Source organism: Mycobacterium scrofulaceum (genome assembly GCF_001667885.1).
Lineage (GTDB): Bacteria > Actinomycetota > Actinomycetes > Mycobacteriales > Mycobacteriaceae > Mycobacterium > Mycobacterium scrofulaceum_C.
Map to the genome: position 1 here is coordinate 241339 of NZ_LZJW01000075.1, position 22176 is coordinate 263514.

19 protein-coding genes, 4 tRNA genes and 2 pseudogenes are annotated in these 22176 nt (G+C 66.7%); 10 read left to right on the plus strand and 15 right to left on the minus strand.

The annotated features are described in order from the left end of the window. Window positions 1-39: 39 nt before the first annotated feature. From A5681_RS11625 to A5681_RS11655, 7 genes are all read right to left on the minus strand, one after another. The gene (locus A5681_RS11625; RefSeq protein WP_067273964.1) at window positions 40-996 is read right to left on the minus strand and encodes an LLM class F420-dependent oxidoreductase; all 957 of its coding nucleotides are present in this window, start codon (window positions 994-996) and stop codon (window positions 40-42) included. Then, window positions 981-1403: a cobalamin B12-binding domain-containing protein gene (locus A5681_RS11630; protein WP_067273969.1), complete on the minus strand. Its 423-nt coding sequence runs from the start codon at window positions 1401-1403 to the stop codon at window positions 981-983. Before A5681_RS11630 ends, A5681_RS11625 begins: the two co-directional genes overlap by 16 nt. Then, on the minus strand, window positions 1403-2980 hold the full coding sequence (locus tag A5681_RS11635; protein WP_067273972.1) for a methylmalonyl-CoA mutase family protein: 1578 nt from the start codon (window positions 2978-2980) through the stop codon (window positions 1403-1405). The genes A5681_RS11630 and A5681_RS11635 overlap by 1 nt, the downstream gene beginning before the upstream one ends. A 73-nt stretch (window positions 2981-3053) precedes the next feature. Beyond that, window positions 3054-4337, minus strand: a complete 1284-nt coding sequence (locus tag A5681_RS11640; protein WP_067274154.1) for an MFS transporter — start codon at window positions 4335-4337, stop codon at window positions 3054-3056. A gap of 88 nt (window positions 4338-4425) precedes the next feature. Continuing rightward, a complete protein-coding gene (locus A5681_RS11645) occupies window positions 4426-5238 on the minus strand; it encodes a class I SAM-dependent methyltransferase (protein WP_067273975.1) in 813 nt (270 codons plus the stop codon). 56 nt (window positions 5239-5294) lie between these two features. Next, window positions 5295-5987: a M15 family metallopeptidase gene (locus A5681_RS11650; RefSeq protein WP_067273977.1), complete on the minus strand. Its 693-nt coding sequence runs from the start codon at window positions 5985-5987 to the stop codon at window positions 5295-5297. Between the two features lie 42 nt (window positions 5988-6029). Further along, window positions 6030-6629, minus strand: a complete 600-nt coding sequence (locus tag A5681_RS11655; protein ID WP_156737938.1) for a TetR family transcriptional regulator — start codon at window positions 6627-6629, stop codon at window positions 6030-6032. Between the two features lie 122 nt (window positions 6630-6751). On the opposite strand from A5681_RS11655, the gene A5681_RS11660 reads away from it, so the two are divergent. The 3 genes from A5681_RS11660 to A5681_RS11670 all read left to right on the plus strand — a co-directional run bounded on the left by A5681_RS11660 (window position 6752) and on the right by A5681_RS11670 (window position 10075). Then, on the plus strand, window positions 6752-8401 hold the full coding sequence (locus A5681_RS11660) for a CocE/NonD family hydrolase (RefSeq protein WP_082968324.1): 1650 nt from the start codon (window positions 6752-6754) through the stop codon (window positions 8399-8401). Between the two features lie 86 nt (window positions 8402-8487). After that, a complete protein-coding gene (locus A5681_RS11665) occupies window positions 8488-9630 on the plus strand; it encodes an LLM class flavin-dependent oxidoreductase (protein ID WP_067273983.1) in 1143 nt (380 codons plus the stop codon). 13 nt (window positions 9631-9643) lie between these two features. Next, window positions 9644-10075: a tautomerase family protein gene (locus A5681_RS11670; protein ID WP_067273987.1), complete on the plus strand. Its 432-nt coding sequence runs from the start codon at window positions 9644-9646 to the stop codon at window positions 10073-10075. A 6-nt stretch (window positions 10076-10081) separates the two neighbouring features. Here A5681_RS11670 and A5681_RS11675 read toward each other — a convergent pair whose 3' ends face one another. The 6 genes and pseudogenes from A5681_RS11675 to A5681_RS11700 all read right to left on the minus strand — a co-directional run bounded on the left by A5681_RS11675 (window position 10082) and on the right by A5681_RS11700 (window position 15691). Next, window positions 10082-12628, minus strand: a complete 2547-nt coding sequence (locus tag A5681_RS11675; protein WP_067273990.1) for an excinuclease ABC subunit UvrA — start codon at window positions 12626-12628, stop codon at window positions 10082-10084. Window positions 12629-12937: 309 nt separating this feature from the next. Further along, window positions 12938-13486 (minus strand): annotated as a pseudogene (locus tag A5681_RS11680) (type 1 glutamine amidotransferase domain-containing protein); the annotation flags it as partial. A 112-nt stretch (window positions 13487-13598) separates the two neighbouring features. Next, window positions 13599-14752 (minus strand): annotated as a pseudogene (locus A5681_RS28175) (low temperature requirement protein A). A 657-nt stretch (window positions 14753-15409) separates the two neighbouring features. Next, window positions 15410-15486, minus strand: a tRNA-Phe gene (locus tag A5681_RS11690). Window positions 15487-15512: 26 nt separating this feature from the next. Further along, a tRNA-Asp gene (locus tag A5681_RS11695) sits at window positions 15513-15589 on the minus strand. A 29-nt stretch (window positions 15590-15618) separates the two neighbouring features. After that, window positions 15619-15691, minus strand: a tRNA-Glu gene (locus tag A5681_RS11700). A 124-nt stretch (window positions 15692-15815) separates the two neighbouring features. Here A5681_RS11700 and A5681_RS11705 point away from each other — a divergent pair. Continuing rightward, window positions 15816-15891 (plus strand) — tRNA-Lys (locus tag A5681_RS11705). Between the two features lie 12 nt (window positions 15892-15903). On the opposite strand, the gene A5681_RS11710 is transcribed toward A5681_RS11705, so the two are convergent. Further along, the gene (locus A5681_RS11710; protein WP_067273995.1) at window positions 15904-16800 is read right to left on the minus strand and encodes a class I SAM-dependent methyltransferase; all 897 of its coding nucleotides are present in this window, start codon (window positions 16798-16800) and stop codon (window positions 15904-15906) included. Between the two features lie 86 nt (window positions 16801-16886). Between A5681_RS11710 and A5681_RS11715 the strand changes: the two genes are divergently transcribed. The 3 genes from A5681_RS11715 to A5681_RS11725 are packed head-to-tail and all read left to right on the plus strand — an operon-like array spanning window position 16887 to window position 18063. Further along, window positions 16887-17387, plus strand: a complete 501-nt coding sequence (locus A5681_RS11715) for a nucleoside deaminase (protein ID WP_067273998.1) — start codon at window positions 16887-16889, stop codon at window positions 17385-17387. 45 nt (window positions 17388-17432) lie between these two features. Beyond that, window positions 17433-17840, plus strand: coding sequence for an ArsR/SmtB family transcription factor (locus A5681_RS11720; RefSeq protein ID WP_067274000.1), 408 nt, complete (start codon window positions 17433-17435; stop codon window positions 17838-17840). Between the two features lie 19 nt (window positions 17841-17859). Further along, a complete protein-coding gene (locus tag A5681_RS11725; protein WP_067274003.1) occupies window positions 17860-18063 on the plus strand; it encodes a zinc transporter Slc39a7 in 204 nt (67 codons plus the stop codon). A 6-nt stretch (window positions 18064-18069) separates the two neighbouring features. On the opposite strand, the gene A5681_RS11730 is transcribed toward A5681_RS11725, so the two are convergent. Further along, the gene (locus tag A5681_RS11730) at window positions 18070-19101 is read right to left on the minus strand and encodes an oxygenase MpaB family protein (protein WP_067274006.1); all 1032 of its coding nucleotides are present in this window, start codon (window positions 19099-19101) and stop codon (window positions 18070-18072) included. A gap of 66 nt (window positions 19102-19167) precedes the next feature. Between A5681_RS11730 and A5681_RS11735 the strand changes: the two genes are divergently transcribed. From A5681_RS11735 to dusB, 3 genes are all read left to right on the plus strand, one after another. Beyond that, window positions 19168-19773: a TetR/AcrR family transcriptional regulator gene (locus A5681_RS11735; RefSeq protein ID WP_067274009.1), complete on the plus strand. Its 606-nt coding sequence runs from the start codon at window positions 19168-19170 to the stop codon at window positions 19771-19773. A 167-nt stretch (window positions 19774-19940) separates the two neighbouring features. Beyond that, on the plus strand, window positions 19941-20963 hold the full coding sequence (locus A5681_RS11740; RefSeq protein WP_067274011.1) for an acyl-ACP desaturase: 1023 nt from the start codon (window positions 19941-19943) through the stop codon (window positions 20961-20963). 7 nt (window positions 20964-20970) lie between these two features. Then, window positions 20971-22104, plus strand: coding sequence for a tRNA dihydrouridine synthase DusB (dusB, locus tag A5681_RS11745; RefSeq protein ID WP_067274014.1), 1134 nt, complete (start codon window positions 20971-20973; stop codon window positions 22102-22104). Window positions 22105-22176: the final 72 nt, after the last annotated feature.

Below are 22176 nucleotides of genomic sequence, written 5' to 3' on the forward strand. Positions count from 1 at the left end.
GGATACGTATGCCCGCCAGCGGGCCAGCGTTCTTTGCGGTCAACGCAATTCCGTTGCGAGGGCTGCGATCATCTCACGCGTGCGGCGTTTGGAGGCGACCAGCTCGTCGCGGGTGTCGCCGATGGGCAGCAGTCGCACCGACAAGTCGGTCACGCCGGCGTCGGCGAAGCGCCGCATCCGGGTGAGGATCGCCTGCTCGTCGCCGGCCGCACACAGGTCACCGACATCACGCGCGTCGCCGCGTTCCAGCAGGCGCTGGTAGTTGGGCGACACCTCGGCCTCGCCCAGGATGCGGTTGGCCCGCTCCTTGGCCTCCTCGACTCGCGCCGGCTCACAGAGGCATACCGGGATGCCGGCGACGATCCGTGGCGCGGGGCGCCCGGCATCCGCCGCGGCCTTGGTGATCTTGGGCGCGATGTGGTCTCCGATCGCCCGCTCGTCGGCCATCCACAACACGGTGCCGTCGGCGAGTTCACCGGCCAGTTGCAGCATCACGGGACCCAGGGCGGCGACCAGAACCGGCATCGGAGTATCGGCCCCGATCACCAGCGGATTGTGCACCGTGAACGAATCGTTCTCCACGTCAACCGGTCCCGGCCCGGCAAGGGCGGCGTTGAGGACCTGCAGGTAGTCGCGGGTGTAGGCGGCGGGCTTTTCATACGGCAGGCCGAGCATGTCCCGAATGATCCAGTGGTGCGACGGCCCGACGCCCAGCGCCAGTCGCCCGCCGGTCACGGCGTGCGTCGAGAGCGCTTGGCGGGCAAGGGCGATCGGATGCTGGGCCTGCAGCGGAACCACGGCGGTGCCGAGCTCGATCCGTGAGCTGTGCGCGGCCATCAGCGACACCATGGTCAGGCAGTCGAAATCGTCGGGAACCTGCGGCATCCATGCGGTGTCCAGACCCGCGGATTCGGCCCACTCGATATCGGAGGCCAGCTTGTGCACCTTGCGGGCCATCTCGCCGCGCTCGGCGCCGATCATCACTCCGACGCGCACTGGTCCTCCATGGGTTCGGGGGTGCCGGTCAGCGCGCGGATCTCGCGCACCAGCACGTCGAGCGGTGTTCCGGTGGGGAAAACCGCTGCGGCGCCGGCGGATAGCAGCTTGGGCACGTCGGCGTGCGGAATGGTTCCGCCGACCACGACGGCGATGTCCGCGGCGTCGGCGGCCCGCAGGGCCTCGATGGTGCGTGCGGTGAGCGCGAGGTGGGCACCGGACAGGATGCTCAACCCGACGACCGCCACGTCCTCCTGGACGGCGATCGAGGCGATGTCCTCGATGCGCTGCCGGATGCCGGTGTAGATCACCTCGAAGCCGGCGTCGCGCAGGGTGCGGGCGACGATTTTGGCGCCGCGGTCGTGCCCATCCAGGCCAGGCTTGGCGACCAGAATCCGGGGTGCCACTAGAACACCACCGGTTGCTGGAACTCGCCCCATACCGCCTTGAGCGCGGAGACCATTTCACCGACCGTGCAGTAGGCGTTCGCGCACTCGATGAGGTTGTGCATCAGATTGTCGCCCCCTTCAGCGGCACGTGAGAGTGCCGCCAGACTGGCTTTGACTGTGGCCGAATCCCTTTCGGCCTTGACCTTCGAAAGCCGCTTGAGCTGAAGGTCGCGCCCTTCGGCGTCGAGCTCATAGGTGACGACGTCGTGTTCCGGCTCTTCGGTCATGAATCTGTTCACGCCGACTACCGGGCGGGCCCCGGATTCGATGTCCTGGTGGACCTTGAATGCCTCGTCGGCGATCAGACCCTGCAGATAGCCGTCCTCGATCGCGTGGACCATTCCGCCATGCCGGTCCAGGTCGGACATGATCTCGACGATGCGCGCCTCGGTCGCGTCGGTCAGCGCCTCCACGAAGTAGGAGCCCCCAAGCGGGTCGGCGACGCTGGCCACGCCGGTTTCGTGCGCGAGGATCTGCTGGGTGCGCAGTGCCAGTGTCGTGGTTTCCTCGGTGGGCAGGGCGAACGGCTCGTCCCAGGCCGCGGTGAACATCGACTGGACACCGCCCAGCACCGCGGCCATCGCCTCATAGGCCACCCGGACGATGTTGTTGTGGGCCTGCGGCGCATACAGCGAGGCGCCGCCGCAGACGCAGCCGAACCGGAACATGGCCGCCTTGTCCGTCGTCGCCCCGTAGCGCTCCTTCACTATGGTGGCCCAACGCCGCCGTCCCGCACGGTATTTGGCGATCTCCTCGAAGAAGTCGCCGTGGGTGTAGAAGAAGAACGAGATCTGCGGCGCGAACTGATCGATCGTCATCCGGCCGCGCTCGACCACGGTGTCGCAGTAGGTCACCCCGTCGGCCAGGGTGAACGCCATCTCTTGCACCGCGTTGGCCCCCGCGTCGCGGAAGTGTGCCCCCGCCACCGAAATCGCGTTGAATCTCGGCACCTCGGCGGCGCAGAACTCGATGGTGTCGGCGATCAGGCGCAGGGACGGCTCCGGCGGCCAGATCCAGGTCCCGCGCGAGGCGTACTCCTTGAGGATGTCGTTCTGGATGGTCCCGGTGAGCTTGGCTCGCGGTATTCCTTTTTTCTCGGCGGCGGCGACGTAGAACGCCAGCAGGATCGCCGCCGTTCCGTTGATGGTCATGCTGGTGCTGAGCTTGTCCAGTGGGATGCCGTCGAACAGGATCTCGAAGTCGGCCAGCGTGTCGACCGCGACGCCGACCCGGCCGACCTCCTCGCCGAACTCGGGATCGTCGGAGTCGTACCCGCACTGGGTGGGCAGGTCGAGCGCCACCGACAGCCCGGTCCCGCCCTGCTCCAGCAGGTAGCGGTACCGACGATTGGATTCCTCGGCGGTGCCGAACCCCGAGTATTGGCGGAAGGTCCAGAGCTTGCCCCGGTAGCCGGACGCGAAATTACCCCGGGTGAAGGGAAACTCCCCCGGCTGCGGAGGCTCCGCGCTGACGTCCGCCGGCCCATAGACCGGCTGCAACGGAATACCTGACGGAGTGTGGGCCGTATTATCCATCGGTGAATAACGTACTTGCAAAAAAAGAGAATGCCAATACCATGCGCCTGAGCTGGGCAGACACCGCCTGGCGTCAGCCATCCCCCAGCGATGTGCCCCTCGTTTCGGGCAGCAGGTACGTACTGGCGAGGCTGATCAGGACGAGAACGGCCATCATGGCTCCGATGGCCCCGCCGCCGTAGCGCGTCAGCACAGGCCCCGCGACGATCGGTGGCACGGCGCCGCCGACGATGCCGGCCAGGTTGAGCGACAGCCCGGCTCCGGTGTAGCGATACCGCGTCGGGAACAGCTCCGGGATGAACGACGACATGGGTGCATACGCGATCCCCGCGATGGCGTAGATCCCGACAATGACCCCCGCGAACACGGCGCTGTTGCGAGTGTCGATCAGCGGAATGACGGCGAACGACCACGGCAACCCGACGGCCCATGCGCCGATCATCATCGGGCGGCGCCCCAGTCGGTCGCAGAGCGTGCCCGACGTCACCACACCTACCGTCCACGCCGCCCCGCCCAGCATTCCCGCAACCAGAATCGGGTTGCGCGATAGGCCGGCGTGGCTATGGGCGTAGCTGGTCAGGTAGGTCCCCGCCATGAAGACGAAGGTGTAGACCGCAACGAAGCTGCCCGACGCGAGCAGTAGCCGCCCGGGCTGCAGGCGGATGACCTCGACGATGGGCGCCCGGGAACGCGTGCCGGTCGCCAATTGTGTTCGAAACACCGGGGTTTCCTCGATGTTGAGTCGTACGTACAGGGCGATGGCGATGAGCACGGCGCTCAGCAGGAACGGCACCCGCCATCCCCACCGCACGAACGCCGAACTCGCCTCGCCGATCGTGATGTTCACCACCAAGAACGTCAGGCTGGTGAGGAACAGCGCGACGCCGACGCCCAGCGGGGTGAACATGCCATACCGGCCGCGCTTGGCGTCGGGCGCGTACTCGGCGCCCAGCAGCGCCGATCCGGCCCACTCACCGCCGACGGCGAACCCCTGCAGCACACGCAGGGCCAGCACGATCAGCGGCGCGGCCACACCGATCGCGGCGGTCCCGGGAGTCAACCCGACGGCCACGGTCGACACTCCCATGATCAGCAACGTCGCCACCAACGTGGCCTTGCGGCCCAGGCGGTCGCCGAAGTGGCCGAACACCAACCCGCCCAATGGCCGAGACACGAACGCGGCCGCGAAGGTTCCCATCGAGGCGATGGTGGCCATGGTCTGACTCAGACCGGGGAAGAACACCGTGGGGAAGGTCAACGCCGCGGCGGTGCCGTAGATGTAGAAGTCGTAGAACTCGACGGCGGTGCCCACCATGCAGGCGGCGGCGATGCGTCGAGGGGACGGGGCCGGTTCCATGGGATGGCAGCCTTCGGATCCGACAGCGGTCTTCTGGCTGCGCATCGGCCGATGCTACAAACCGTTGCGGTCGCCCGCAGCCGATGAGCTACGCCCGGCAGAGGATTTCGCCGTGCGGGAGGGCGATCCAGCCGTCGGGGGCGGCCGCCCAGTCGCGCCACGCGGCGGAGATCTCCTCCAGCTGCGCACCGGTGGCCAGCCCCCACGCCAACAGGTCGCTCGCGATCCGCGAGTGCAGTATTCGATCGGCCCACATGCCGCCCCACCACTCGCGCGTTGATGGGGTCGCGTAGCACCACACGCTGCCGGACGGCGTGATGTCGCCGAAGCCCGCCTGCTGGGCCCAGGACAGCAAGCGCCGGCCCGCGTCGGGCTCACCGCCGTTCGCACGAGCGGCCCGCTCGTAAAGGTCGCGCCACAGATCCAGCGCCGGCACTTGCGGGAACCAGATGAATCCCGCGTAATCGGCGTCGCGGGCCGCCACCAGTCCGCCGGGCGCGCACACTCTCCTCATCTCCCGCAGCGCCCCCACCGGATCGGCGACGTGCTGGAGCACCTGATGCGCGTGCACGACGTCGAATGTTCCGTCGGCGAAGTCGAGCCGGTGCACGTCGGCGGCGGCGAATGAAACATTCGACAGGCCACGTCGCCCGACCTCGGCGCGGGCCGCGTCGAGAACGTCGGCCGACTGATCGACGGCCGTCACCGGCCCCGGTGCCACCCGGGCGGCGAGATCGGCCGTGATCGTGCCCGGCCCGCACCCGACGTCCAGGACCGACAGTCCCGATTTGAGGTGGGGCAGCAGATAGGCCGCGGAGTCCTCCGCGGTGCGTCGTTGGTGACTCCGCAGCACCGATTCGTGGTGGCCGTGCGTGTAGGTGGCCCCGCTGTCGCCGTTCATGCCCGAAGCCTACGGGCTTCGATCATATTATGAAACTTCTATCCCAATATATGAGACTAGTCGACCGGCACGTTCAGGATCGGGCGGTCGACCGCGGCGCCTGGGCCATCGAAGTGCCACCACTCCCCCGAGTACGGCACCAACCCGCCGTATTTCATCGCATTTCGCAGCGCGGCCCGGTTCGCTTGCTCGTCGGCGCTGACGCCCTCGGTGGCGAAAGCGTTTGCGCGCGAGGAAAAATCGTCGAAGTCGGTGCCCATGTCGGCCAGGCAGAGCCCGTCCGCGTGGAGCCCGGACGCGCAGGGCTGCTGGGCCGTCGTGAATGTCACGTCGACCGAGCGCCCCGACTCGTGGCTGTGCGCATACTGACCCGGCCGCGCGACCCAAGCCGGGTTGGGGACGACGTTGAACATCTTGACCTGCACATCGTGCGGCCGATAACAGTCCCAGAACACCAGCAGGTGCCCCTGCGGGCGCAGCGCGGTCGCGGCCGTCGCCAACCCGGACGCCATCGACTGGTGCACCAGACATCGGGCGTCGGATGGGTACAGCTGCGTGTGCGTGAAGTTGTTGGTCGTCGCGTAGCGCAGGTCGATGATGGCGTCGGGGACCGCGCTGCGGACATCGACGAATCCGGCGGCGCGGGCCGCATCGCTCACCGGCGGAACGTCGGGACTCGCGTGCGCGGTCCCGACACCGAGCAGACTCGCGGCGAGCGCGAGCGCAAGGTTCGTGCGCAACAGTGGCATCCGGTCATTGTCGCCGCCGGTCGCCGCGAGTTGCGGTAACTCCTACGAGATGTCGCCCTCGACGTAGCGTTGCAGGTTCGGTGCCACCGCCGCCACCACCTGATCCTCGGACATGGACGCGATCGGCTCGATCTTCCAGACGTAGCGCAACAACGCGAAGCCGATCAGCTGGGTGGCGATCAGCCCGCTGCGCCGCAGCCGATCGTCCTCGTCGGCCCCGAGGGTGGAACCGCCGATCAGACCGCGCTCCACGATGAGCCGCAGCTTCTCTCGGGTCTTGTCCTCGTGGGCGGCCGTCAGCACCACGGCGCGCAGGATCGGACCGATCTCCTCATCGGTCCAGGTGTCCAAGACCGTGCGTATCAACTGCCGGCCCAGGTCCGCCCTGGGCGTCGCCCACGTCGCGGACACCGCGTCGAGCCATTTCTGCGGCGGCGTGGTGGCGGCATCGAGCAGCCCCTCCTTGGAGCCGAAGTAGTGGTAGATGAGGGCCGGGTCGACGTCGGCGCTGCGGGCGACGGCGCGGATCGCCGTGCCGGCCCACCCGTGCCGGGCGAACTCGTCCCGAGCGGCAGCCAGGATGCGCGCCGCCAGCACACCGCGCTCGTCGCGCGGGCCGGGGGTGATCGATCGATTCGGCACGTTCTCACCCTACCCCGTAGTTTCATCTTGCGTTGAAACTATTCTCAACGTAGCGTGAAACTGTGACGAGACTCAACGGCCCGCAGACCACCGGCCGTGAATACCGGAACCTCAGCGAGCCGATGTACGCGTCGCGCACCGACATCAACGCCGCGATCACGGTCCGTGACGGCACAACGCTTTTGGCCGACGTGCACCGGCCCGATGCCGACGGCCGCTTCCCGGCACTGCTGGCCGCGTCGCCGTATCCGCGGCAGATGCAGGACCTCGGCGCCCCGGCGGGGTTCATCGAGGCGGGCAGGACGGACTTCTGGGTGCCGCGCGGTTACGTGCACGTCATCGCGAACCTCCGCGGCACCTGTGGCTCGGAGGGCTCCTTCAACTTCTTCGACGCGCAGGAGCGCCGGGATGTGTACGACCTCGTCGAGTGGACCGCGGCACAGCCGTGGTGCGACGGCAACGTCGGCATGATCGGCATCAGCTACTTTGCGATGACCCAGCTCGAGGCGGCCGTCGAGCGTCCGCCGCACCTCAAGGCGATCTTTCCCCTTGCCGTGACGGCCGACCTGTACGAGGGCGCCAATCACCATGGGCTGGTGAGTTCGTCATTCATCACGCCGTTTCTCGCCATGATGGGCCTGACCTCCGACCGCAGCGACAAGTTGTGGCGCAGCAAGCCAATCGGATTGGCGCGGCGCGTCCTGAACAGCCCGGGCGTACACAAGAAATTCGAGACCAAGAACGGCGAGGCGGCGGTGACGATGCTGCGCCAACTGCTCAGGCTGCCGCATAACCCCCACCCGTGGGACGAATTGTGGCAGGAGGCGGTGGTAAAGCACCCCACGCGCGACGAATGGTGGGAAGAGCGAAACCTGTTGCCACTGCTCAAGGAAATCGACATCCCGGTCTATTTGGGGTGCGACTGGCAGAACGTTCCGTTACACCTGCCGTCGACCTTCGCCGCGTGGGACGGGTTGTCGGACAACCCATGCGTGCGAATGGGCATGCTCGGCGAGTTCGGTCTGACCTGGCCGTGGGAAAGCATGCACACTGAGGCGCTGGCCTGGTATGACCATTGGCTCAAGGGCCGCGACACCGGAATCATCGACGGGCCGCCGATCCGCTACTTCCTGCCCGGCGCCGACGAGTGGCGAACCGCCGATTCCTGGCCGCCGGCACCCGCCCGGCATCGCGAACTTTCCCTGCGGGCCGACGGCGGTTTGGCCGCCGATGAAGGCGATCCGGGCAGCCGCGAATTCATGGTCGTCGGCTCGGGTGTGGGCCGGATCAGACCCAGCGAGATCGATCCGCCTTCGATGCTGACCTGGACCAGCGCGCCGCTGACCGAGGACGTCGATGTGGTGGGTGACATCGAGCTGCGGCTGGTTGCCTCTGCGACGGCGATCGACACGGCGTGGATCGCGACGCTGCATGACGTGGCATCCGACGGAGAAACGGCCGAGGTGACCGCGGGCTGGCTGCGCGCCAGCCTGCGCGAGGTCGACGAGGCGGCCAGTCGCCCGGGCGCGCCGGCGCTGCCGTGCCGCAACCCCCAAGCTGTACCGCTGGGCGAGGACGTCGAGTACCGAATCCCCTTGGTGCCCAACGCTCACCGGTTCAAAGCCGGCCACCGCATCCGGCTGACACTCAGCAGTGACGACCAGGACCCGGCGACGCCGGCGATCATGAACTTCCGTCATGCCAGCGTCGGCACGTCCAGCTGGAACACGGTGCGCTCGTCGTCGCGACTCTTGATTCCCGCGCTGGACTAGGACGTTGCCCAACTGACATCGATCATCTATCGTCCGGGATAGCCGATCGGCTAGCCTCAGGCCGGCGGCTCGAAGGAGCGCAAGCGATGGCCGGTTTCGGCGTGGGTGTCATGCACAACACGATCAATTCGCGGTTCGGCCCGAAGCCATTGATCCGCGCCGACTACTTGACCGGCGTCGCCTGCGGGGCGGACTCCTTCTGGGTGGCCGACCATCTCAATTCAGTGCTGCCCCCATCGATGTGGACGCCCAAGCACGTGGGCGCCGCCCGGTTGATCCCCAAGATGGATGCTCACCTCGAGCCCTGGACCATGCTGGGCTATCTCGCGGGCCGCAATCGGCTCGGTCGGATGCGCCTGGGCGTGGCCGTCACCGACACCGGCAGGCGCAACCCTGCCGTCACCGCCCAGGCGGTCGCCTCGCTGCACCTGCTCACCCGTGGCAAGGCGGTGCTGGGCATCGGAACCGGCGAGCGGGAAAGCAATGCGCCCTACGGCGTCGACTGGTCAAAGCCAGTGGCGCGCTTCGAGGAGGCGCTGGCAACCATCCGCGCGCTGTGGGACGCACGCGGCGAACTGGTGACGCGGGACTCGGCGTTCTTCCCTTTGCACAAAGCGACTTTCGCCCTTCCCCCATACAGAGGCAAGTGGCCCCCGATCTGGGTTGCCGCCCACGGTCCGCGGATGATGCGAGCCACCGGACGCTATGCCGACGGCTGGTTCCCCGGAACGACCCGTGCCCAGGAGTACGGCGAGCAACTCGACATCGTGCGCGGTGCAGCTTCCGACGCGGGGCGCGACCCGATGTCCATCACTCCCGCGCTCATCCGGTTCATCGTGACCGGCCGCTCCCGCAACGAGATCGACGAAGTTGTCGACTCGGATATCGCGAAGGTGTTCACGCTCAACTCGCCCGCCAAAGACTGGGCGCGCCACGGCGCCGAACACCCACTGGGGGCGGATTTCACCGGCGTGCAAGACCTCCTCCCGCAGACGATCGACGAGCAGACCGCGCTGTCCTATGCCGCCAAGGCGCCGCGGTCGCTGGTCCGCGAGTTGTTTGCGGTCGGAATGCCCGATGAGGTCATCGAGCAGATCGCCGAGTTTCGCGACAACGGGTTGCGCCACGTGGTCGTCGGCAATGCCGGTGCGATTCAACCGAGTTTGCGCAAGAGCGCTGCCGCGACCGCGCCCTACGTCAGGGTCGTGCGAGGCCTGCGGAAGCTATGAGCGAGGAGTCACTATGCCGATGATCGACCTGACCTTCGTGCGTGGGTCGGTGGACGACGAGGCGCTGAGCCGGTTGACCGACGAGCTGGTCACCGCGCTACTGCGGGCCGAACGCGCTCCGGACACCCCGTTCTTGCGCGATAACACCTGGGTTTACACGCATGCGATCGACGCGGCCGAGCTCTCGGTGGGCGGGCGCGGTCCGGGTGCGCCGCGATTTCGGGTCGACGTAACGATTTTCGCGGGAGCGCTCGACAACGATAGGAAAGAACAGCTCGCAGCCGAGGTGCACACCGCGGTGTGCGCGGCGGCGGGAATCGAACCGCAGGGCGGGCGCGCATTTCATGTGTGGACGTTGATCCACGAAATCCCCGAGGGAAATTGGGCCGGCGGCGGCCAGATCATCTACTACCAACAGGTGAAAGGCCTAGTGGCCGAGGGCTGATGGCCGTCACCGAGTACCAGACGACGGCAACTGTTTCGCCAAATATGGCGCCGTTCGGCTGTGCCTCGCGCGTGCAACCTCGTCGGGCGTACCCGCCGCAACGACCCGACCGCCGTCGCTGCCGGCTCCGGGCCCTAGGTCGATCACCCAGTCGGCACCCGCGACCATCCGCATCTCGTGTTCGGCCACCACCACGGTATTGCCCGCGTCGACCAGGCGGTGCAGTTGACGATCGAGCAGATCCACATCTGCGGGATGAAGCCCGGTGGTCGGCTCGTCGAGGACATAGAGGGTATGCCCTCGGCGCGGTCGCTGAAGCTCGGAGGCGAGCTTAATCCGCTGCGCCTCACCACCTGACAGCTCGGTCGCCGGCTGTCCGAGACGGAGATACCCCAGTCCGACCTCTCGCAACGTGGTCAGGCTGCGCGCCGCCTTCGTCACGTCGTCAAGGAAGTCCGAGGCGTCGTCGACGGTCATCGCGAGCACGTCGGCGATCGTGCGGCCGCGGTACCGCACCTCGAGTGTCTCGTCGGAGTAACGCGCTCCGTGGCACGCCGGGCACGTGGCGTATGTGCCCGGCAGGAACAGCAATTCGACGGACACGAACCCCTCTCCCTGACAGGTGGGGCAGCGACCTTCGGACACGTTGAACGAAAACCTGCCCGCCGTCCAACCACGGCGGCGCGCCTTCGACGTCGCGGCGAATTCGTGGCGCACGGCGTCGAACAAGCCGGTGTAGGTTGCCAGCGTTGAGCGCGGCGTCCGTCCGATCGGGCGCTGGTCGACCGATACCAGCCGATTGATCGCCTCGACACCCTCCGCCGTCACGCCGACGCTCGCGTCGCGATCGAGATCGACTATCTCGGAGTCGTTTTCGTCGTCATCCGGATGGGCCGGCTCGGCCGCGCGTCCCGTGCCGAGGTGGCTGTTCACAACGTCGCCGAGGACCTTGACGACGAGCGTCGACTTGCCTGAGCCGGACACCCCGGTCACCGCGGTGTACACACCAAGTGGCAGGTCCACGTCGAGGTCGCGCAAATTGTGAAAGCAGATCCCGCGCAGCCGCAACTGCCCGGACTGACTGCGGGATTGACGAGAGGGCGGCCTGCCCTCGTCGAAAAGGTATCTGCGAGTGACCGATCCCTCGATGTCGGCGAGACCCCGCACCGGACCGCTGTAGAGCACGTTCCCGCCCAGCTCGCCCGCCCCGGGCCCGACGTCGACGATCCAGTCGGCGCGGCGCACCACGTCCATGTCGTGCTCGACCACGAATAACGAATTGCCCGCGCGCCGCAGGCGATCGAGCACGTCGAGCAGTGGTTCAGCGTCCGCGGGGTGCAATCCGGCCGACGGCTCGTCGAGCACGTAGAGCACACCGAACAGGCCGGCGCGCAGCTGGGTGGCCAGACGCAACCGATGCAACTCGCCGGGTGACACCGTCGGAGTGCGGCGAGAAAGCGTGAGATAGCCGAGGCCGAGATCGAGGAGTACCTGTAGGCGCGCGACGAGGTCGGCGGCGATCATCGTCGCCACTTCGGTCAACTCACCGGAATCCGTTGACTCGTACGCGGCCGCGGCATCGGTCCGGGAAGCCGTGGGGCGTAACGCGTCCGCGAGATCGGCCAACGGCATTCCCGCGTAGTCGGCGATGGTGCGCCCGGCGAATGTCACCCTCAGCGCCTCCGGCCGCAGACCCGAACCGTCGCATACCGGGCATTCGACACTGTCGACGAATTGCAGTACGCGGCGGCGCATCATCGCGCTGTGGGAGTTGGCCAACGTGTGGCGGACGTGACGTTCGGCGCTGGAGAACGTGCCATTGTAGTAATAGTCGGCTTGCACGGGATGCTGGCTCGGATCGATTTCGACCGTTGGCTGCTCATCGGTGAACAGGATCCAATTGCGTTGGCGCTTAGGAAGTTTGCGCCATGGCATGTCGATGTCGTACCCCAGCGTCACCAGGATGTCGCGTAGGTTTTGGCCCTGCCACGCGCCCGGCCATGCGGCGACGGCGCCTTCCCGGATGGTCAACGAAGGGTCGGGTACCAGTGTCTCTTCGGTCACGCGATGGATTCGTCCCAACCCGTGGCACTCAGGGCACGCCCCCACCGCTGTGTTCGGGGAGAACGCGTCGGAATCCAGTCGTTCGGTGGCATCCGGCGGGTAGGTTCCGGCGCGGGAGAACAGCATCCTCAGCAGGTTCGACAGCGTGGTGACGGTGCCCACGGTCGACCGCGACGTGGCCGAACCCCGTCGCTGCTGCAATGCGACGGCGGGAGGTAGCCCGGTGATGTCGTCTACCTTCGGCGCGCCGGCCGGCAGTAGCAAGCGACGGGCGTACGGGGCGACCGATTCGAAGTAACGGCGCTGAGCCTCGGCATAGATGGTCCCGAAGGCCAACGACGATTTGCCGGACCCGGAGATTCCGGTGAACGCCACCAGCGCGTCGCGGGGCGCTACTACATCGACACCACGGAGATTGTGGACCCGCGTCCCGTAAACGCGCACACAAGGGTCGAGCTCTTCCGTGCGTCGGTCGGGTTTTGCTGTCATCGTGTTCAGACGAGTACCCGCGCTGCAGCCCAGCAAGCATGATGTTTGCTGCTGAACCGCGCGGCGCGCCTACGGGTACGGGAAAAACGAAGCGCCATCCGTCCAGTCGGCCAAGGCGGTGGCGTTCTGCTAACTGTTGTTGATGGAAACCCGCCTCCGTAGCGGGGACGCCAGTGCCGCCGCGGCCACGCTGGTCAGCGCCGCCGCCGACGGCTTCGGTGACCAGCGCAGAGCGGACATCGCCCACCCGAGCGGCTTGTCGAGTTGCGGATCCGACCCGTTGGGGTTGGTGACCGTCTGCGATTGATCCGTCGACGCGGCGAAGATGTCGAGCGTCGCCGGCAAGAACGCCCTCATGTCCTGTGGCCCCCGACTCGTGACGAGGTTCCGGTCGCGCACGACCTCCCGGTCAAGCCAGGTGGCGCCGGCGTTCACCAGATCGTCGCGGATGCCCGGCCACGAGGTGAGGGTCCGCCCATCGAGCAATCCTGCGGACGCTAGCACCCACGGCCCGTGGCACAAGGTGGCGATCGGCTTGCCGGCGTGGTCGAACGCGCGCACAAACTCCCGGGCCGCCGCCGACTGCCGCAGCAGATCGGGATTGATGAAGCCGCCCGGAAGCAGCAGCCCGTCGTAGGCGCCAGGATCGGCCTCGGTGACGACCTTGTCGACGCCGACCCGGCTGGCCGGCATGTGCAAATTGACCCCGCGGATGCGGCCGCGGCGCAACGACACGACATCCACCTTCGCGCCCGCCAATTGCAGTGCGCGCAAAGGAACTATCAATTCCACCTTCTCGAAACCGTCGGCTGCCAACGCCGCGATTCTTCGCCCAGAAAGTCGTCGTGCCTGCGACATTTGCTCTCTCCCTCAGATATGGCGCTCGAAGCGCCTGTTTACCGTTCTTCTCGTGCCGGCTGGTTGCTCAACCGGCCGCGAATGTGTTCGCTCGCGTGAGTGGCGCATCCCCTCAACGCGCCTGTCCTGCCAAGGCAGGACCTACCCGCGGGCGTCGCCACAATTCCCAGCCCAACCGGCAAACCCCGATGCCTGCGAGCAGGCCGAGCGCTGCGAGCGCGGGCATCTGCAACAACGCAGGCAGGGTTGCCGCCGCCGCCACTCCGGTAAGGCTGCGGTCGACCGGGGCCTGCCGGTGGTCGCGCCAGCGGTAGGCGACATCCGCGAAGTAGAACAACGCCACGCCGCCTGCCACTGCGATCGCGGGCACCAACGGCAGCGGGACGGTGGCGTGCTCGATGGCGGCGTGCGCTCCCACGGCGAAAAGCATGATGCCTGCGACGAGCGGTAGATGGAGGTAGCTGTAGGCGTCGCGGGCAAGATGGGCCCGTTCTGTACCGGTGGTCTGCTCCAGCCGCTGCCGGGCTCCGGATGTCAGACCAAAGTAGGTCCACCAGAAGGTAGCCATGACGGCACACCCAAGACAAGAGCGGCAATGACCTCCCATCGGCCGAGATTCCTTGCGGCGCCGCCTAATTCCACCACTACCTCGCCGAGTGCGACGATGATGATCGAGCCGTGACGCGATACGAAGTAGGAGGGCGAGACGCGGAACCCGCCCAGGCCGAGCACGGCCGGTGCGCCGTAGTCAATCACCGCCGCGACGACCCACAGCAGTTCGCGGCCGGGCGACTCGACGAAGGCGGCGGCCACGATGCAGGCGGGCGCGGCGACGAACGCCGGCGCTATTCGCCGCGTGCCCCTCCGCAACGCGGTGTCCTCCTGCGAAGAAAGGGCGACGAACTTCGCCACGTGGATCAACCGGACCACCAGCAGGGCGATCCCGAAGACCAGCGCCCCCGACGCGAATGCCGCGGGGAGGGCTGCTGCAGCGACGAGCATCGCCGCCATCGCAGCGATGACTACCGCTTCGTGCCACACGTTCGCCGTGTCGAATGTGTTGATAAGCCAGGTGTAACCCACCCAGGCCCACCACACCGCAAGCAGCGCCAGCGCGGCCCGGCCGAAACCTGTGGGCGAAAGATCGCGCATCACAAGCAAAGTGACCTGCGACATGGCAAAGGTGAATACCAGATCGAAGAACAGTTCGAGGTTGCCCTCGGAGCGTGGGCCCGCGCGTTGATCCCGGTTCTCGTCGTCGGCCATGGCACCACTTCCCCCGCTCGTCCACAAAACGCCGCGAACACCCGTCGAATCGACGAGCGCCTGACTAGACGTCGAGCTGCTCCGTGCCCACCGCTCAGCGCCACCACTGTGAGTAACCCGAGAAATCAGGGTCAATCCGAAAATCCGCCGCCCGTCATGACGGTGCGGATGTCAGACGTTTGTGGGAATCCCACAGCAAGCCGTTGAACCTTTTGAACCAGAACATGATTCGAAAGCCTGGCAAAGGCGATCACGGCGCAACGAGGAGCCGTTCTGATAGCTCCAGTCGAGGTCGGGGAGCGTTCGACAATTGTCTCTTCCGTCTACTGCCGCGGCCGGTTTTCACGGCTTTAGCCACCAGAGAGGTGACCCTTCGACCCCAGGATCCACGGCCCCGCCACGACGATCGATCCATCCAAATGTGCTTTCACCGACGTGGATCTCACCAGTGTCGTCAAGTATGCGGGTTACCGGTCCCGGCACCGAGAGCATGTCGACGCAGACAGCATGCCGGCACCCTCGGGGACTTCACCGCCGTGACCTGCCCGCGACTTCGGCGCATAAAAGTGCCGGCCGGCTAAGAACGGTTTCAAGCGGAGGTTTAGGGGACCACTCCCCGTCCTCAAGGACTGGTGGCCAGGGGCGGTCCTCAAGGACTGGTGGCCAGGGGCGGGATCGAACCGCCGACCTTCCGCTTTTCAGGCGGACGCTCGTACCGACTGAGCTACCTGGCCGGAAGGCATGAATTGCCTCGCCGAATTGGCGACCCTGACGGGACTCGAACCCGCGACCTCCGCCGTGACAGGGCGGCGCGCTAACCAACTGCGCCACAGGGCCTTGCTGCTGCTCCGCGTCACCGCGTCGCGTACCCCCAACGGGATTCGAACCCGTGCTACCGCCGTGAAAGGGCGGCGTCCTAGGCCACTAGACGATGGGGGCCAGAACCGAATCACTCCGGGGTACTCACAACGAGGTTTCGTTAGGAGCCACGTCAGCTTAGGTCACCGCGGGCCCAATCCTCAAACGAGCCCCGTTTGGGGCCCAAGTATCCTGAATCTCCGCGGCCCCTATAGCTCAGTTGGTAGAGCTACGGACTTTTAATCCGCAGGTCCCAGGTTCGAGCCCTGGTGGGGGCACCAGCGCGCGGTCGATCACCCGAGCACCGCGCTGGTGTAGGTCACGTCGGCGAAGGCCTGGGCGACCTCGTCGTCGGCGTAGGCGAAGCCGTTGGCCGCGTGCAATTCCGCGACCGTGCGTGACGAAGTCCGCCAGCCGCGTTGGCTGAGGTGGTCGACGATGTGGCTGCGCTCGCCGTGATAGACGAGGTCGTTGAAGTCGACCTCGAACCCGAGCTCGCTCATGCGGTCGTGGTGGGCGCGCCAGCGCGGGTCGGTGAATACGGCGGTGTCGGGCACGAAGTCGAAGGCCAGCCGGCTGCCGGGCGCGCTGAGGGCGGTGATGTTGTCGAACAGCGCGTCCTGGGCCGCCTCGGGCAGATACACCAGCAGCCCCTCTGCGCTCCAGGCTGACGGAGCCTGCGGATCGAATCCCGCCTCGCGCAGAGCCGTCGCCCAATCGTCGCGCAGATCGACGGCGACGGTGTGCCGCTCGGCGGTCGGCTCGGCGCCCAGATCCTCGAGGGTCAAGGTCTTGAACTCGATCACCTCCGGCATGTCCACCTCGTAGACGACGGTGCCGGCCGGCCAAGGCAGACGATAGGCACGCGCATCGAGCCCCGATGCGAGGATCACCGCCTGACCGATGCCGCCCCGCGTAGCCTCAAGGAAGAAGTCATCGTAGAACCTTGTGCGACAGGCCATTCCCCGCGCCATTCGCTGCGGGTCGAATTGGGAGGTCCCACCGGCCGGGATCTCGCCGTTCACCAGCCGGACGTAGACGTCGATCCCGACCGCACGCACCAGCGGCGCCGCGTAGGGGTCGTCGATCAACTTCGCGTCGGAAGACAGCGCTCGCTGCGCCGCAACCATGGTCGCCGTCGCGCCCACGCTGGTCGCCAGGTCCCAACGATCACGATCGGTGCGCGCCATGGTGCTCCCTCATCCGACCCGAATTAAATAGACAATCTAGTCAGTATCACAGGGCCGATCGCCCTCGCGGGACTACCCTGCGACCTGTGACCGACTTCGCCCAGCGGACGATCGACCTGGCCCGCCGAAACGTCGCGGAGGGCGGCCGCCCGTTCGCCACGGTGATCGTCCGGGACGGCGAGGTGTTGGCGGAGAGCGCCAACAAGGTGGCGCAGACGAACGACCCGACCGCCCACGCGGAGATCCTGGCCATCCGCGAGGCGTGCATGAAGCTGGGTACCGAGCACCTGGTCGACAGCACGATCTACGTCATGGCGCACCCGTGCCCGATGTGCCTGGGGTCGCTCTACTACTGCTCACCGAAGGAAGTCGTCTTTCTGATCACCCGCGAGGCGTACGAGGACTACTACCTCGACGACCGCAAGTACTTCGAGGTGTCCACGTTCTACGACGAATTCGCCAAGTGTTGGGACCAGCGGCGGCTACCCATGCGCTACCAGCCCCACCAGGGCGCGGTGGACGTCTACCGGTTCTGGAACGAGCGCAACGGCGGTCAGCGCCGGTCCACGGTGGTCCCGTCACCCTGACCAGTCGCCGTTGGCAACGGGACAAATCTTGATTACTATTTGCGTATGCATGCAGATAGTAGTGCAGGCCGATTGCCCGACGATCAGACAAGCCTGGTGGTCGAGGTCTTTCGAATGCTGGCCGACGCGACCCGCGTGCAGGTGCTGTGGGCACTGACCGAGCGTGAGATGTCGGTCAACGAACTCGCCGAGCACGTGGGCAAGCCGGCGCCGTCGGTCTCCCAACACCTGGCGAAGCTGCGGATGGCGCGGCTGGTCCGCACCCGCCGCGAGGGGACCACGATTTTCTACAGCCTGGAGAACGACCACGTCCGCCAGCTCGTCATGGACGCCGTCTTCAACGCCGAGCACGCGGGGCCGGGCGTGCCCGGTCATCACCGCAGGGACACCGGCCTGAAGGCCGTCAGCGAATCAGCGCAACCGCCGGCCCGGCGGCGTAGCGGCACCAAGTGATTGATCCGAGGAGACACCGATGACCGAGCAGCACGACCACGATCAGCCCCACGCGCACGAGCATGAGCACGGCGACGTGAGCCACGCGCACGCGCACACCGCGCACGAGCATGACCACGTCCAGCACGAGCACCAGCACAGTCACGCCGACGGCACCGAGCACAGCCATCAGCACGTACACCAGGCCGGCTTAGAGGACGCGCACGGCCACGCCCACGGCTAGCGGCGCTCAGGACGACACGGGGCAGTAATGCTTCGGGTCGCCGCGCTCGTCCAGCGGCGGCAGATTGCGTGCCGGCGTCTGGGGCAGCGGCGCGTCGGCCGGGATCCGCCCGGACGCGCGGTCGAGGCCAGCGCGCGCCCGCGGATGCTTGCGGTACCTGGGTGGTACGAACGCGAAGACCAGCCGCACCAGGTTGCCGAAGCGTCGGTGCAGCCACTCGTCGCGGCCGGTCCACTCAAAGCCCAACCGTTCACGAACGGCCGGGTGATACAAGCCGACCGTGAGCCAGACGAAGAACGGCCGCGACAGCTTGGTCAGGCCGCCCCACAGCCAATCCGGGAGCCAGGGAGCGATCGGCAGCTTGTCATAGATGGTCAGATCGAGCACGGCCCGTGTCGCGTAATTGTCCTCTAATACGTTGCGGCACATGTGATCCCAGTAGGCCTGAAATTCTTCCCAGGTCTTGGGCACCGGGCGCATGCTCATGCCGTACATCCGGTACCACTGGATGTGTTCGTCGAAGAGTTGGCGCTTGTCGGCCTCCGTCAGGCCGGCGCCGAACCGCTCGGCCACCATGATCGTGCCCATGAAGAACGTGGAGTGCGCCCAGTAGAAGACGTCGGGGTTCAGGGCGTGATACCGACGCCCCTGGTCATCGACGCCCTTGATGTCGGTGTGGTAGTCGCGAACCTCGGCACCCGTCGTCGGAGCACGGTCGCCGTCGAAGACCACCCCGCCGATCGGATACAGCGACCGCATCACCCGCGGTAACGGCTCCCGGAAGAACGTCGAGTGTTGCTCCACCGCGGCCCCCAACTGCGGGTGCATGTTCTGCATGGATCCCGCGAAGGGGCCCTGCAGCATGCCGCGCCAGTCACCGAAGTACCGCCACGTCAGCGAGTCGGGGCCCAGCGGGACAGGTGGCGCCTCGTAGCCCAAGGGCGATACCGGGCAGCCAGCGGCCACGGCGGGCCCGCCCGATTCGTCGCGCGCGACGTCGCTGGTCAGCGGCCGGGGTCCGGACGTATGTTGGGTCACTATTGGATTCCTGAAGGTATCTGCAAAACTGACTACGTGCGTTGTCAGTTCTAGCTTAGGAGCGATGTGCAGTCCGGTCAACGACGGGGCCGTTGGACCGGCGTCCCCTTGGGTGATCGCCTGGCCCTGCGTCGCGACAACCTCATCGCCGCCGGTGTGCAGTTGCTCGGCAGCGGCAGCCGGCCCGCGCTGACGGTGCGCGCGGTGTGCCGCGAGGCCGCCCTCACCGAACGGTATTTCTACGAAAGCTTCTCGGACCGCGACGAATTCGTGCGCGCGGTCTACGACGACGTGTGTACACGCGCGATGAACACGCTCACTTCCGCGAATACCCCGCGGGAGGCGGTCGAAAGGTTCGTCGAGCTGATGGTCGACGATCCGGTCCGCGGGCGCGTCCTGTTGCTGGCGCCGGCGGTCGAACCGATCCTGACCCGGTCGGGCGCGGAGTGGATGCCCAACTTCATCGAACTGCTGCAGCGCAAGCTGTCGCGGATCGGCGACCCGGTGCTGGAGAAGATGATCGCCACCAGCCTGGTCGGCGGCCTTTCCAGCCTGTTCACCGCCTACCTGAACGGGCAGCTCGGCGCCACGCGGAAACAATTCATCGACTACTGCGTGAACATGCTGTACATCACGGCCGCCCCGTACGTGCCCGCCCCCGACTTGGGCTAGCGCGACCGGTTTACCCACTCCGCCGCGGCGGCAACTCTGATGACCTGAGCGTCAACCGGAATGCGCGATCTAACCGTTACGCGACGCGCGGCCAGGCAGCTTGATGCTACTGAGGTACACAGATATATTGACTGCTACCCGTCGACACAGATAACTGGAGGGGCCCCATGTCAGCAGAGCTGACAAACCTACAGCTGCTGCACGAGCTCGAACCGGTGGTCGAGAAATGCCTCAACCGGCACGAGAGCATGCACAAGAACTGGAACCCGCACGACTACATCCCGTGGTCCGACGGGAAGAACTTCTACGCGCTGGGCGGGCAGGACTGGCACCCCGAGGAGAGCAAGCTTTCCGACCTCGCCCAGGTGGCGATGGTGCAGAACCTCATGACGGAAGACAACCTGCCGTCATACCACCGCGAGATCGCGATGAACTTCGGCTTGGACGGCGCCTGGGGCCAGTGGGTCAACCGGTGGACCGCCGAAGAAAACCGGCACGGCATCGCGCTGCGCGACTACCTGGTCGTGACCCGCGCCGTGGACCCCGTCGAGCTGGAGAAACTGCGCATCGAGGTCGTGAACCGGGGCTTCTCTCCCGGCCAGAACCAGCAGGTCCGGGCCGACCTGTTCGCCGAGAGCCTGTTCGACTCGGTCATTTACGTGACCTTCCAGGAGCTGGCGACCCGGATTTCGCACCGCAACACCGGCAAGGCCTGCAACGAGACCATCGCGGACCAGTTGCTGCAGAAGATCTCCGCCGACGAGAACCTGCACATGATCTTCTACCGCGACGTCAGCGAGGCCGGGTTCGAGATTGCGCCCAATCAGGCAATGAAAGAGCTGCACAAGGTGCTGCGCAACTTCCAGATGCCCGGCTACCAGGTCCCCGAGTTCCGGCGCAAGGCCGTCTTCATCGCCGTCGGCGGCGTCTACGACCCGCGCATTCACCTCGACGACGTCGTCATGCCCGTCCTGAAGAAATGGCGCATCTTCGAGCGCGAGGACTTCACCGGTGAGGCGGCGGCGATGCGCGACGACCTCGCCCTGCTGATCAAGGAACTCGAGCAGGCCTGCGACAAGTTCGAGATCTCGAAGCAGCGCCAGCTCGAGCGGGAAGCCCGAACCGGCAAGAGGACCACCGCGTTCGAGCTGCACCAGACCGCCGGCAAGCTGGCTATGAGCCGCCGGTAACAAAGCGTTGCGCATCGGTCCCATCACGCTCGCCAGCCCGGTGGTGCTGGCCCCGATGGCGGGCGTGACCAACGTCGCATTCCGAACGCTGTGTCGTGAGCTCGAGCGGTCGAAGGTCGGCACGGTCAGCGGGCTCTACGTCTGCGAGATGGTGACGGCGCGCGCGCTCGTCGAACGCCACCCGGTCACCATGCACATGACCACGTTCGCCCCCGACGAGTCGCCGCGCTCGTTGCAGCTCTACACGGTGGATCCGGCGACCACGTACGACGCCGCCAGGATGATCGTCGACGAGGGCCTCGCCGACCACATCGACATGAATTTCGGCTGCCCGGTGCCCAAGGTCACCAAACGGGGCGGCGGCGCCGCGCTGCCGTACAAGCGGCGGCTGTTCGGCCAAATCGTCGCGGCGGCCGTGCGGGGCGCCGAGGGTTCCGGGGTGCCGGTGACCGTCAAGTTCCGCGTCGGCATCGACGACGAGCACCACACGCACCTCGACGCCGGCCGCATCGCCGAAAACGAGGGCGCCGCCGCGGTAGCGCTGCACGCCCGCACGGCGGCGCAGCGCTACTCCGGCACCGCCGACTGGGAACAGATCGCCCTGCTCAAACAACATGTGACCACGATTCCGGTGCTGGGTAACGGCGACATCTACGACGCCAGAGACGCGCTGGCGATGATGGCCAAAACCGGATGCGATGGCGTCGTCATCGGACGCGGCTGCCTCGGCCGGCCGTGGCTTTTCGCCGAACTCTCGGCCGCGTTCACCGGCAGCCCGGCCCCCGTCCCGCCCACGCTGGGCGAAGTCGCCGACATCGTTCGCCGGCACGGGCGGTTGTTGGCCGCGCACTTCGGCGAGGACAAGGGGATGCGCGACATCCGCAAGCACGTCGGCTGGTACCTGCACGGCTTTCCGGCCGGCTCGGAGCTGCGCCGAGCGCTGGCGATGGTCAAGACCCTCGACGAACTCGATTGTCTGTTAAGCCAATTGGACGGCACGGTCCCGTTCCCGGACGCGGCCAGCGGTCCCCGGGGCCGGCAGGGGTCGCCCGCCCGGGTCGCGTTGCCCGACGGCTGGCTGACGGACCCCGACGACTGCGCGGTGCCGGCCGGCGCCGACGTGATGCACTCCGGCGGCTGATCAACCGCTCGAAATCGCGTCCGGGCCGATAACTCAGTACGATGTGGACCTTGCTGCAGTGCGCGTTCTGCG

Coding starts and splice junctions, on each gene's coding strand:
- A5681_RS11635 (WP_067273972.1), bottom strand. CDS start 2,980: ATGGATAATACGGCCCACACTCCGTCAGGTATTCCGTTGCAGCCGGTC.
- A5681_RS11640 (WP_067274154.1), bottom strand. CDS start 4,337: ATGGAACCGGCCCCGTCCCCTCGACGCATCGCCGCCGCCTGCATGGTG.
- A5681_RS11645 (WP_067273975.1), bottom strand. CDS start 5,238: ATGAACGGCGACAGCGGGGCCACCTACACGCACGGCCACCACGAATCG.
- A5681_RS11650 (WP_067273977.1), bottom strand. CDS start 5,987: ATGCCACTGTTGCGCACGAACCTTGCGCTCGCGCTCGCCGCGAGTCTG.
- A5681_RS11660 (WP_082968324.1), top strand. CDS start 6,752: ATGTACGCGTCGCGCACCGACATCAACGCCGCGATCACGGTCCGTGAC.
- A5681_RS11665 (WP_067273983.1), top strand. CDS start 8,488: ATGGCCGGTTTCGGCGTGGGTGTCATGCACAACACGATCAATTCGCGG.
- A5681_RS11670 (WP_067273987.1), top strand. CDS start 9,644: ATGCCGATGATCGACCTGACCTTCGTGCGTGGGTCGGTGGACGACGAG.
- A5681_RS11675 (WP_067273990.1), bottom strand. CDS start 12,628: ATGACAGCAAAACCCGACCGACGCACGGAAGAGCTCGACCCTTGTGTG.
- A5681_RS11710 (WP_067273995.1), bottom strand. CDS start 16,800: ATGGCGCGCACCGATCGTGATCGTTGGGACCTGGCGACCAGCGTGGGC.
- A5681_RS11720 (WP_067274000.1), top strand. CDS start 17,433: ATGCATGCAGATAGTAGTGCAGGCCGATTGCCCGACGATCAGACAAGC.
- A5681_RS11725 (WP_067274003.1), top strand. CDS start 17,860: ATGACCGAGCAGCACGACCACGATCAGCCCCACGCGCACGAGCATGAG.
- A5681_RS11740 (WP_067274011.1), top strand. CDS start 19,941: ATGTCAGCAGAGCTGACAAACCTACAGCTGCTGCACGAGCTCGAACCG.